Annotated in this window: 9 protein-coding genes and 2 tRNA genes; 6 read left to right on the top strand and 5 right to left on the bottom strand. The window is 61.0% G+C overall.

Translation table 11 applies throughout. From position 1 onward, the window contains the following. Positions 1 to 158: 158 nt before the first annotated feature. Both M0654_RS13355 and M0654_RS13350 read left to right on the top strand, forming a co-directional pair. A tRNA-Glu gene (locus M0654_RS13355) sits at positions 159 to 233 on the top strand. Positions 234 to 392: 159 nt separating this feature from the next. Continuing rightward, positions 393 to 467: transfer RNA gene (locus M0654_RS13350), tRNA-Glu, on the top strand. 27 nt (positions 468 to 494) lie between these two features. Here the strand turns inward: M0654_RS13350 and recJ are convergent. From recJ to M0654_RS13330, 4 genes are all read right to left on the bottom strand, one after another. Then, positions 495 to 2,327 (bottom strand): single-stranded-DNA-specific exonuclease RecJ, encoded by a 1,833-nt coding sequence (gene recJ, locus M0654_RS13345; RefSeq protein ID WP_248683546.1) that lies wholly within the window; start codon positions 2,325 to 2,327, stop codon positions 495 to 497. A gap of 69 nt (positions 2,328 to 2,396) precedes the next feature. Then, complete coding sequence (locus M0654_RS13340; protein WP_248683544.1) at positions 2,397 to 3,716, bottom strand: homoserine dehydrogenase; 1,320 nt, start codon at positions 3,714 to 3,716, stop codon at positions 2,397 to 2,399. A 69-nt stretch (positions 3,717 to 3,785) separates the two neighbouring features. Then, entirely contained in the window at positions 3,786 to 5,003 is a 1,218-nt protein-coding gene (locus M0654_RS13335) for an LL-diaminopimelate aminotransferase (protein WP_118849569.1), read from the bottom strand. A gap of 124 nt (positions 5,004 to 5,127) precedes the next feature. Then, positions 5,128 to 5,529 carry a hypothetical protein gene (locus M0654_RS13330; RefSeq protein ID WP_248683543.1) on the bottom strand — a complete coding sequence of 134 codons (402 nt, stop codon included), beginning with the start codon at positions 5,527 to 5,529 and terminating at the stop codon, positions 5,128 to 5,130. A 122-nt stretch (positions 5,530 to 5,651) separates the two neighbouring features. On the opposite strand from M0654_RS13330, the gene phaC reads away from it, so the two are divergent. The 4 genes from phaC to sthA all read left to right on the top strand — a co-directional run bounded on the left by phaC (position 5,652) and on the right by sthA (position 10,954). After that, the gene (gene phaC, locus M0654_RS13325) at positions 5,652 to 7,493 is read left to right on the top strand and encodes a class I poly(R)-hydroxyalkanoic acid synthase (RefSeq protein ID WP_248683542.1); all 1,842 of its coding nucleotides are present in this window, start codon (positions 5,652 to 5,654) and stop codon (positions 7,491 to 7,493) included. A gap of 150 nt (positions 7,494 to 7,643) precedes the next feature. After that, entirely contained in the window at positions 7,644 to 8,483 is an 840-nt protein-coding gene (gene map / locus M0654_RS13320; protein ID WP_248683540.1) for a type I methionyl aminopeptidase, read from the top strand. A 1-nt stretch (position 8,484) separates the two neighbouring features. After that, the gene (gene radC / locus M0654_RS13315) at positions 8,485 to 9,288 is read left to right on the top strand and encodes a RadC family protein (RefSeq protein ID WP_248683538.1); all 804 of its coding nucleotides are present in this window, start codon (positions 8,485 to 8,487) and stop codon (positions 9,286 to 9,288) included. Positions 9,289 to 9,457: 169 nt separating this feature from the next. Beyond that, on the top strand, positions 9,458 to 10,954 hold the full coding sequence (gene sthA / locus M0654_RS13310; protein ID WP_248683536.1) for a Si-specific NAD(P)(+) transhydrogenase: 1,497 nt from the start codon (positions 9,458 to 9,460) through the stop codon (positions 10,952 to 10,954). Positions 10,955 to 11,050: 96 nt separating this feature from the next. Here the strand turns inward: sthA and rpsD are convergent, their stop codons facing one another. Next, the gene (rpsD, locus tag M0654_RS13305) at positions 11,051 to 11,668 is read right to left on the bottom strand and encodes a 30S ribosomal protein S4 (protein ID WP_118849563.1); all 618 of its coding nucleotides are present in this window, start codon (positions 11,666 to 11,668) and stop codon (positions 11,051 to 11,053) included. Positions 11,669 to 11,678: the final 10 nt, after the last annotated feature.

The raw sequence follows: 11,678 nt of genomic DNA, 5'->3' as shown, positions 1-11,678 counted from the left end.
ATCCACAAACCGGGGCAGAGCTAAGCTGCTGAAAAGCCCGGATCTTCGGGGTTCTTTGCGCCTTTCGAAGGTCTTCCGGATTTTTTTGCAGGAAAGATGATTTTGGTGCTTGCGGGAAAGAAATCGCCTCTCTATAAGGGCGCCACAACGAAGCGCACGCGCCCTTCGTCTATCGGTTAGGACACCAGATTTTCATTCTGGGAAGAGGGGTTCGACTCCCCTAGGGCGTGCCACCTCTCCTTCTTCCAAGACATCATCTATTTTTGCTAAGCGCTTCGCGCTGCTCGCTTTTGTCCTTCTGAAAAAAGTGTCATTCGACGGTGTTTTTCGTACAGATTCCGCTTGCGGAGTGAAAGCTGCCTGACTATAAGGGCGCCACACACGAAGCGCACGCGCCCTTCGTCTATCGGTTAGGACACCAGATTTTCATTCTGGGAAGAGGGGTTCGACTCCCCTAGGGCGTGCCACTTCTCTCTCTCTCCAAGAAAAATCACTTAGCTTGCGCGAGCCGCGTCCAGCACGCGGAGCTGAATGCGGCGATTTCCCTGCCACTGGTCTGCGCTCAAGCAACCTGCCACATGGACCTGGCTACCGCGCGAATTGAGCAGCATGTTGCCGAGCGGCGTTTCAGCAGCACGGAACGCGATTCCTTCAAGCCGTGCGCCATCGGCAGCTTCCAGCGTAATCTTCACATGGGCGGTCCCGACGAGCCGAGCGTCCTTCAGGCGGTGCGCGGGAATCGCAAAGATCGGCTGCGAATGGCCCGAGCCATAAGGGCCCGCCTGTTCGAGCACGTCAAAGAGGTCCAGCGTAACGCCGGAGGCCGAAAGCGCGCCGTCGATCTTCAGTACGTGATTAGCGACAAGCGCCGGCACGCTCTCCCCCGACTTCTCCTCGAAGAAGGCACGCAGTCGCCCGAGATTCGCCCGCTCGACCGTGAGGCCCGCTGCCATGGCGTGACCGCCGCCCTTGACCAGCAGGCCTTCCTCGACGGCCGCACGTACCATGCGTCCCATGTCGAAGCCATTGATCGAGCGGCCCGACCCGGTTCCCTTGCCGGAAGGATCAAAAGAGATCGCGAAGGCTGGCCGCTTGAACTTCTCCTTCAGGCGCGCTGCGATGAGCCCGACGATTCCGGGGTGCCAGTTGTCGCGCGCCGCCACGATGACACAGGCATTCTCACCGGTGCCGTATTCAGCGAGCACTTCGGCCTCCGCTTCTGCAAGCATCGCCGCCTCCATGGCCTGCCGCTCGCGGTTGAGGTCGTCCAGACGCCCGGCAATCTCCTCAGCCTCGATCGCGTCATCAAGCGTCAGCAGTCGGCTTCCGAGAGCGGCGTCACCGATCCGGCCACCGGCATTTATCCGCGGCCCGACGAGGAACCCGAAATGATAAGGCGTCACGGGCCCGCCTAGACCCGCCTTGCGAAACAAGGCAGCTAGCCCTTGGTTGCCCATGTGGCGCGCGGCAAGCAGTCCCTTCACCACGTAAGAGCGGTTCAGGCCCTTCAGGGGCACAACGTCACAGACGGTGGCGAGCGCCACCAGATCAAGCCAGCCGAGTAGATCAAGAGACTTGGCGCGGGAATCACCCCGCTCGCGCATCAGCCGTGCCGCACCAACGAGCACCATGAAGACAACGCCGGCAGCACACAGATGCCCCTGCCCCGACAGATCATCCTCTCGGTTCGGGTTGACCAGCGCATGGCACGGCGGCAGCTCGTGGCTGAGTTGGTGATGGTCGATCACCACCACATCGCAGCCCTCGTCGCGCGCCGCAGCAAGCGCCTCATGGCTGGTTGAGCCGCAGTCGACGGTGACGATCAGGCCAGCACCATTGGCGATCAGCTGGCGGATGGCGGATGGATTGGGGCCATAGCCTTCGAATATGCGGTCCGGGATGTAGATTTCCGCCTCGACACCGAAATGCCGCAGGAAGCGGTACAGAAGTGCGGAGGACGAGGCGCCGTCGACGTCGTAGTCGCCAAAGATCGCTACTTTTTCCCCGCGGTCGATCGCGCGCGCCAGCCGGTTCACAGCCTTCTCGCAGTCGGTCAGGGTGTAGGGGTCCGGCATCAAGGCGCGGATGGTCGGGTTCAGGAAGGCCGGTGCGTCATCGAGCGATACGCCCCGCCCCGCCAGCACCCGGGCCACGAGTTCCGGAATACCGTGCACCTGCGAGATCGCCAGCGCGCGGTTTTGTGCCGCCTGGTCCAGGCGCGAGATCCAGCGCTGGTCACCGACGGAACGTTCGACATTGAGGAAAGCGCGCGGAACGGGATCCACCGTTTCCGCTGCCGGGGAAATTGCAGACACAAACTTGTTCATCGGCTGCTTCTACTGCATTTCCACGCAAAGCGGAATCGCTTTGCGTTTCTGCCGAGAAGCGCCAGTCGATCAGAGGTCCTTCGGCCGCTCGATGCGGATGACCTGCGGCTCGCCAACGAGATAGCTCTCGCTCTTGATCGCCTCGACCGCCTTGCGGATCGAATCTTCCATCGTCGCGTGGGTGACGAGGATAATGGTCTTTGCTGTTTCAGCAGTGTCCGGATTTGCGCGCTGGACGATAGATTCAAGCGAGATGGCGTTCTCGGCCATGCGTGCCGCAATGCTTGCGAAGACACCGGTCCGGTCAGCAACCGTCAGGCGGATGAAATATCCACCTTCATGGCTTTGCATCTGGGCGCGCTTATAGGGCGCCAGCGCAGCCGCTGGTGTGCCGAGCACCGGCACGCGCTGCGCGCCGGGACGGCTCTTGGCGATATCGGCAATATCACCCAGGACGGAAGATGCGGTAGCGTTGCCGCCGGCACCGGGGCCGACCATCAGAAGCTCGCCCAGGATGTCGGATTCGATGGCGACCGCATTCGTCACGCCATCGACCTGCGCGATGACGGAGTCGTAAGGCACCATGGTCGGATGAACGCGCTGCTCGATGCCGCTTTCGGTCCGTTGCGCAACGCCGAGGAGCTTGATGCGGTAGCCGAGGTCTGACGCCGCGCGGATATCCTCAATCGAAATATTGGTGATGCCTTCGAGATAGATCTCGTCGGCGGCAATCTGCGTTCCGAAGGCAAGCGTCGTCAGGATCGCGAGCTTGTGGGCGGTGTCATTGCCTTCGATGTCGAAGGCAGGATCGGCTTCCGCATAACCAAGCCGCTGCGCCTCCTTGAGGCAGTCGGCAAAGGACAGGCCTTCCTTCTCCATCCGGGTCAGGATGTAGTTGCAGGTGCCGTTCATGATCCCGTAGACGCGGGAGACAGTGTTGCCTGTCAGCGACTCGCGCAGCGCCTTGATGACCGGGATGCCGCCGGCAACCGCTGCCTCGAAATTGAGGAGTGCGCCCTTCTCTTCGGCGATCTTGGCAAGTTCGACGCCGGAGGCTGCGAGCAATGCCTTGTTGGCCGTCACCACATGGAGACCGCGCTCCAATGCGGCGCGAACCGAGTTCGCCGCGGCGCCTTCGGCACCGCCGACGAGCTCCACGAAGACATCGATATCGGCTTCGCGGGCCAGTTGCTCAGGCGTATCAAACCACTGGATGCGGGAGATGTCGATGCCGCGGTCACGCGTCCTGTCGCGCGCCGTGACGGCAGTGATCTCGATGGCACGGCCGCAGGTCGTCGCAAGTTCGTTCGCGCGGTTCTGGATGATCCGAACGAGTGAGGCACCCACGGTGCCGAGACCCGCAATGCCGACCTTCAGGGCATCTGCCATGGTTTTTCTTCCTGCTTGCTTGGGAGGCGGTGGCTCCGGGCGAGCCACCGGGGGGTAGGTTTGTCTAGTTCAGCGACGCGTGTTGAGCGAGATCACGTTGTGCATCGTATCATCGGCCGTCGAGAGGAACTTCTTGATGTTGCGCGCAGCCTGGCGGATGCGATGCTCGTTCTCAACGAGTGCGAGGCGGACATAGTCATCCCCCTGCTCGCCGAAACCGACGCCAGGAGCAACCGCAACATCAGCCTTCTCGACGAGGAGCTTGGAGAATTCCAGGCTGCCGAGATGGCGGAACTTTTCGGGGATCTTCGCCCAGGCAAACATGGTCGCAGCCGGCGGCGGCACTTCGAAGCCTGCCTTGCCGAAGCTTTCCACCATCACGTCGCGGCGACGCTTGTAGACGTTGCGCACCTCGGCGATATCAGAGCCGTCGCCGTTCAGAGCATGCGTGGCGGCCACCTGGATTGGCGTGAAGGCACCGTAGTCCAAGTAGGACTTCACGCGCGTCAGTGCCGAGATCAGCCGTTCGTTGCCAACGGCAAAACCCATGCGCCAGCCGGGCATCGAAAACGTCTTCGACATGGACGTGAATTCAACGGTCACATCCATTGCGCCGGGAACTTCCAGAACGGATGGCGGCGGCGCGTCGTTGAAGTAGATTTCCGAGTAGGCAAGGTCCGACAGCACGATGATGTCGTGCTTCTTTGCAAAGGCGATGACGTCCTTGTAGAAGTCGAGCGTCGCAACGTAAGCTGTCGGGTTCGACGGATAGTTGAGGATCAGTGCCAGCGGCTTCGGAATCGAGTGCCGAACTGCACGTTCCAGCGGCGGGAAGAAGCTCTCGTCCGGCTCCACGGACATGGAGCGGATTACGCCACCTGCCATCAGGAAGCCGAAGGCATGGATTGGATAGGTCGGGTTCGGGCACAGGATGACGTCGCCGGGCGCCGTGATCGCCTGCGCCATGTTGGCGAAGCCTTCCTTCGAACCCAGTGTCGCAACGACCTGGGTTTCCGGGTTGAGCTTCACGCCGAAGCGGCGGGCGTAATATGCAGCCTGCGCGCGGCGCAGCCCCGGAATGCCCTTGGATGAAGAATAACGGTGGGTGCGCGGGTCCTGGACCACTTCGCACAGCTTGTCCACGATCGCCTTGGGCGTCGGAAGGTCCGGGTTGCCCATGCCGAGATCGATAATGTCGGCGCCACCCGCTCGCGCGCTCGCTTTCAAACGGTTGACCTGTTCGAAAACGTAGGGCGGCAGGCGCCTGACTTTATGAAACTCTTCCATAGCTCCCTCGGGCTCAGTGTGACGAGATGCAAAGGCGCGCGTTGCTTCACGCACCGGCGCATCTTAAGCGATTTGTGCTTTGCGACCAAACAGAGCGAAAGGCAAGCCCCAATTACCGGGCATTTCAGCGTGCGATGTTGGCCTGCGCTTCCTTGCCATGTTCGGCGGCGAGCTTGCGATACTCCGCCACCCGGCGATTGTACTCAGCCTCGGAGATGGAGCCGTTCTGGCGGGCCCGCGCCAGGCTAGCGAGCCGCGGCTCGGTCTTCTGGTAGTCGTCGTCCTCGATCTGCTCCGCAGCAGCACGCAAAGTCGGGCTGAAGGTCGGATAGACGCCGGTATTCCGCTTGACGATGGGGCCTGGAGGCGGTGCCGCGCTGCTCTGGGTGATTACAGCTGGAGGCGGCGTGTTGGGAATACCGTCATCGAGAGCAAAGCTCTGGCTGTTGCAGCCCGACAGCAAAGGCGCACAGGCAGCCATGACCAGAAGCGACGAGCCAACCCTTGCCTGCCTCAGTTTTTCCATCTCAACAACCTACCTAACCGAGTCGCCGGATCCGTCCCTGAAGCGCCGGCCGCTGGACTTGTATTCACTTTCGGGGACAATGTACAAACGAAAACAGCCGACAACCAGTGGGGAGGCCACGCGTGGCGGAAAAGACCGAGGATAAAGGGGCGGCTGGACAGGGTTTCCCAGGCTTTGATCCCCGGTCGGTCGAGGCCTACGTGGTCAAGGATCCGCAGACGCTGGCCATGAACCTTGCGCGCGCCGCAGAAAACCTCGGCAAGGCTGCATCTGAATGGCTCGGGCCCCGCGAGCGCGGCGAAATCCGCAATCCCGATACCAACCCGCTGAACGACCTGGTGAAGACGCTCTCCGCCGTCACCGAATACTGGATGGCGGACCCGAAGCGGACGCTCGAGGCGCAGACGCTTCTTTTCTCAAGCTATATGGGCATCTGGACGCGGACGTTGAACCAGTTCAGCGGGGTTCCGGTCGAAGCCGAGGCGCCGACCCAGGATAAGCGGTTCGCCGACGAAGACTGGATCAAGAACCCGTTCTTTGCACTGCTGCGGCAGGTCTACCTCGTCACCGCATCCTGGGCTGAAAAACTCGTCGATGAAGCCGAGGGACTGGATGCGCATACGAAGCACAAGGCCGCCTTTTATGTGAAGCAGATCACGGCCGCTCTGTCTCCCGCCAACTTCGCCGTCACTAATCCGGAGGTTTACCGCGAGACAGTCGCCACCAATGGTGCCAATTTTGTCGCTGGCATGAAGATGCTTGCCGAAGACATCGCTGCCGGCCGTGGTGAGTTGCGGCTTCGCCATACCGATTCCACGAAGTTCGCCATCGGCCGCAACATCGCCCTCACCCCTGGCAAGGTGATTGCCCAGACCGAAGTCTGTGAGGTCCTTCAATACGAAGCGAGTACAGACACGGTGCTGAAGCGCCCGCTCCTCATCTGCCCGCCATGGATCAACAAGTTCTACATCCTCGATCTCAACCCGGAAAAAAGCTTCATCAAGTGGTGCGTCGACCAGGGCCATACAGTCTTCGTGATCTCCTGGGTCAACCCGGATGAACGCCACGCAAAGAAGGACTGGGAGTCCTACATGCGCGAAGGGATCGACTTCGCACTGGAGACGGTCGAAAAGGCAACGGGCGAGAAGAAGGTCAATGCGGTTGGTTATTGCGTCGGCGGCACCTTGCTCGCAGCGACCCTCGCCTACCACGCCAAGACCAGGAACAGCCGCATCGCGTCCGTCACCTTCCTGACCACCCAGGTTGATTTCGAACACGCGGGCGATCTCAAGGTCTTCGTCGACGAAGAACAGCTCGAGGCGGTCGAGAAGCAGATGGAATCGGTGGGCTACCTCGACGGCTCGAAGATGGCGACAGCCTTCAACATGCTGCGCGCTTCGGAACTTATCTGGCCCTACGTGGTCAACAACTACCTCAAGGGCCAGGAGCCGCTGCCCTTCGACCTGCTGCACTGGAATTCAGACTCGACACGCATGGCGGCAGCCAACCATGCCTTCTATCTGCGCAACTGCTACCTCAACAACGCATTGAGCAAGGGCGAGATGAAGCTGGGGGATAAGGTGATCTCGCTCAAGGACGTCAAGATCCCGGTCTACAATCTCGCCACCCGCGAGGACCACATTGCGCCGGCAAAGTCTGTCTTCCTCGGTTCGGGGCTGTTCGGTGGTCCGGTTGATTTCGTGCTGTCCGGCTCCGGCCACATTGCCGGCGTCGTCAATCCGCCAGCCAAGCAGAAGTATCAGTTCTGGGTTGGCGAGAAGCCGACGGGCTCCTATGAGGACTGGCTGGCGAAGGCGGAGGAAACCAGGGGCTCCTGGTGGCCGCACTGGCACGCCTGGGTGGAAGGGAAGGATGCGACGCGCGTGCCGGCCCGCAAACCCGGCGGCTCCGCCTTGAACGCAATCGCCGATGCGCCCGGCACCTACGTTCTGGAGCGCGTCTGAGACGTCACCAATTGGCGATACATTCCGGCGCCAGACCGAGCCTCTCCTCGACCCGTCGTTCACCGAAAGGAAATGCAGAAACCTGCTCCCTTTTGATGGACGAGACGGGCCCGGCTGTTTTATGAACAAGAAGATTACGAGAGAAGAACAATGGTCAACTATATCGAAGCCGTATCCGCACCCATGAAGAACACGGGTGCGATCCGTCTTTACGACCCGGCGACGGATTTTGCGGGCATGCGTAAGGCGTGCCTGCTGACGGCACGCTGCCTGGATGAACTGGCTGCGATCATCCAGCCTGGCGTCACAACAAGCGCAATCGACCGGTTCGTGTTCGAGTTCGGCATGGATCACGGCGCGCTGCCGGCGACGCTGAATTACCGTGGCTACAAATATTCCGTCTGCACCTCCATCAACCACGTGGTCTGCCACGGCATGCCGGAAGACAAGCCGCTGCGCGAAGGCGACATCGTCAACATCGATGTGACGTATATCCTCGACGGCTGGCATGGCGACTCGAGCCGGATGTATCCCGTCGGACAGATCAAGCGCGCCGCCGAACGGCTGCTGGAAGTTACCTATGAGTGTCTGATGCGCGGCATCGCCGAGGTAAAGCCCGGCGCCCGCATCGGCGCGATCGGCCAGGCGATCCAGACTTATGCCGAAGGCGAACGCTGCTCGGTGGTGCGCGATTTCTGCGGCCATGGCGTTGGACGGCTGTTCCACGATTCGCCGAACATCCTGCACTATGGGCGCGCCGATGAAGGTCCGGAAATCAAGGAAGGCATGATCTTCACGATCGAGCCGATGATCAATCTCGGCAAGCCGCATGTGAAGGTGCTTTCTGACGGCTGGACAGCCGTTACACGCGACCGCTCGCTTTCGGCGCAATACGAGCACGCGATTGGCGTGACGGCGACCGGCTGCGAAATCTTCACCTTGTCGCCTGCCGGTCTGGACCGGCCGGGCCTGCCGCCGCTGACGAGCTGACATGGCGAAACGTCCAGCCCCGCCGCCGGACGTACAAACCTCCCTGCTGGAGGATGAGCGAGGCTTTTTCGCCGAGCAGGTGATCAAGCCGAAGGGCAGCAAGAAAGCGCCTGCTGCCGTCAAGCCCGACGCAGCCGTTCACTATCACGGCCATCGCGACCGCGTGCGCGCCAAGTATCGCGAGCATGGTGACGCGGCGCTTGCCGACTACGAGATCCTCGAGCTTTATCTTTTCCGCTCGATCCCGCAGCGGGACACTAAGCCCTTGGCGAAAGCCCTGCTCGAACGTTTCGGCACTCTCGCAGGCGTGTTTGGAGCACCGATCTCCCTCCTGCAGGAGGTGAAGGGCGTTGGCGAAGGTGTTGCCGTCGACCTGAAACTGGTCGCCACGGTGGCGCAGCGGATGCTGAAAAGCGGCGTCCGCAACAAGCAGGTCCTCAGTTCCTGGTCGTCGGTCATCGACTACTGCCAGGCTGTCATGGCCTACGAGACGCGCGAGCAGTTCCGCATCCTGTTTCTCGACAAACGCAATGTTCTGATTGCCGACGAGGTGCAGGGACAGGGTACGGTGGACCACACGCCAGTCTACCCCCGCGAGGTGGTGAGGCGCGCGCTCGAACTTTCGGCCACCGCAATCATTCTAGTGCACAATCATCCAAGTGGCGACCCGACCCCGTCTCGCGCTGATATCGACATGACGAAAACCATCGCCGACACGGCAAAACCGCTTGGCATCACCGTCCACGATCATATCATTATCGGCAAGGACGGCCACGTCAGCCTCAAGGGCCTGCGGCTTTTCTAGTTGCGCGCATAGATAAGGCGCCACCCTCGGCCGTGTATCGCCCAGACTTGAAACACTGTGTCTACGTCTTTGTTATTGCAGTGCATCGTCGGCAATCAAACCTTTAGGAAAGATTGCTAGACAAGAACCGACAACCTCGCTGGCAGCGAGAAGTGAGCGGAGCATTTTCATGAACCATTACGACCTCATCGTCGTCGGCAGCGGCCCCGCTGGCCGGCGCGCAGCCATTCAGGCCGCAAAACTTGGCAAAAAGGTTGTGGTGATCGAACAGGGAAAACGGGTCGGCGGTGTTTCGGTCCACACCGGAACGATCCCGTCCAAGACCCTTCGCGAGACCGCCTTGAACCTCACCGGCTGGCGCGAACGCGGGTTTTACGGTCGCGCCTACCGCGTCAAGCAGGAGATCAGCGCCGATGACCTGCGCCGCCGGCTGCTGATCACGCTGGACCACGAGGTCGAGGTGCTCGAACACCAGTTCGCCCGCAATCGTGTACAGCACATCCGCGGCACCGCGAGCTTCGTCACACCGGATACGCTGGAGATTTTGAAGGACGATGGGGAGACGATGCACGTCGCCGGCACTTCGATCCTGCTCGCCGTCGGCACCAAGCCGTTCCGCCCGGACTACATTCCATTCGATGGCAAGTCGGTGATCGACAGCGACGAGTTGCTGGATATCGAAGAGTTGCCGCGTTCCATGGTCGTCATCGGCGCGGGCGTCATCGGCATCGAATATGCGACGATCTTCTCGGCGCTCGATACCGCCGTCACGGTCATCGATCCGAAGACGACGATGCTCGACTTCATCGACAAGGAAATCATCGAAGACTTCACCTACCAACTGCGCGACCGGAACATGAAGCTGCTTCTCGGGCAGCGAGCGGAGAAGGTGGAGCGCCTACCCGATGGCAAGGTTTCCGTGAAGGTCGATTCCGGCCGCACCATCGTTACCGACATGGTGCTGTTTGCCGCCGGCCGCATGGGTGCCACCGAGTCGCTCAACCTGCCAGCCGCGGGACTGGAAGCAGACAGCCGCGGACGCCTGAAGGTGAACCCGGAAACGTTCGAGACCTCGGTGAAGGGCATCTTCGCCGCAGGCGACGTCGTCGGCTTCCCGAGCCTTGCCTCCACCTCCATGGAGCAAGGCCGCATCGCCGCGCGCGTCGCCGTGGGCGAGATCGCCATGGAGCCGCAGAAATATTTCCCCTACGGCATCTACGCCGTCCCGGAGATCTCCACCTGCGGCCTCACCGAAGAAGAAATGAAGGAGCGTGGCATCCCGTATGAGTGCGGGATCGCGAGGTTCCGCGAAACGTCGCGCGGCCATATTATGGGCCTCGACACCGGCATGCTGAAGCTGATCTTTTCGCTGAAGACCCGCCGCCTTCTCGGCGTCCATATCGTCGGTGAAGGCGCGACCGAGCTCGTCCATATCGGCCAGGCGGTGCTGAACCTCAAAGGCACGGTTGAGTATTTCGTCGAAAATACCTTCAACTACCCAACGCTTGCCGAAGCCTACAAGATCGCCGGCCTTGATGCGTGGAACCGCATGGGCGTCGGCCCGAAGGAAGCGCCGGTCGCGACGGCACAGTCCACCGATTCGACGGCAACACCCCTGCCCGACAAACCGGCACCGGCGAAGGCAAAACTTGCCGCCTCCAAGTGAGGCGGCTCCAGCCGAACAGGTCAGCCCTGACCGATATGCAATAAAAAAGCCGCCTGAAAAGGCGGCTTCTTTTTTTGAGATCCAGAAGGATCGATATCAGCGCGAATAGAATTCGACGACGAGATGCGGTTCCATGACGACTGCATACGGAACGTCCGAAAGGCTCGGAACGCGAACGTAGGTTGCCGTCATCTTGTTGTGGTCGGCATCGATGTAGTCCGGAACGTCGCGCTCAGCGAGCTGAACAGCTTCGAGAACCGAAACGAGCTGCTTCGACTTCTGGCGAACTTCGATAACGTCGCCCGGCTTGCAGCGGTAGGAACCGATGTTGACCTTGACGCCGTTGACGGTGACGTGACCGTGGTTGACGAACTGACGAGCAGCCCAAACGGTCGGAACGAACTTTGCGCGATAGACGATGGCGTCCAGGCGGGATTCGAGCAGGCCGATCAGGTTCTCCGACGTGTCGCCCTTGCGGCGGTTGGCTTCGTCGTAGATCGCACGGAACTGCTTTTCACGAACGTCGCCGTAGTAGCCCTTCAGCTTCTGCTTGGCGCGCAACTGCACGCCGAAGTCCGAAAGCTTGCCCTTGCGGCGCTGGCCGTGCTGGCCCGGGCCGTATTCGCGACGGTTTACCGGGGACTTCGGACGGCCCCAGATGTTTTCGCCCATGCGGCGATCAATTTTGTACTTGGACGATTCGCGCTTGCTCATCGCATTTCCT

The organism is Neorhizobium turbinariae (assembly GCF_023223505.1).
In the GTDB taxonomy this organism is placed as follows: domain Bacteria; phylum Pseudomonadota; class Alphaproteobacteria; order Rhizobiales; family Rhizobiaceae; genus Neorhizobium; species Neorhizobium turbinariae.
Note: the sequence above shows the minus strand (reverse complement) of the source record. Positions and strands in the feature narration are given on the sequence as shown.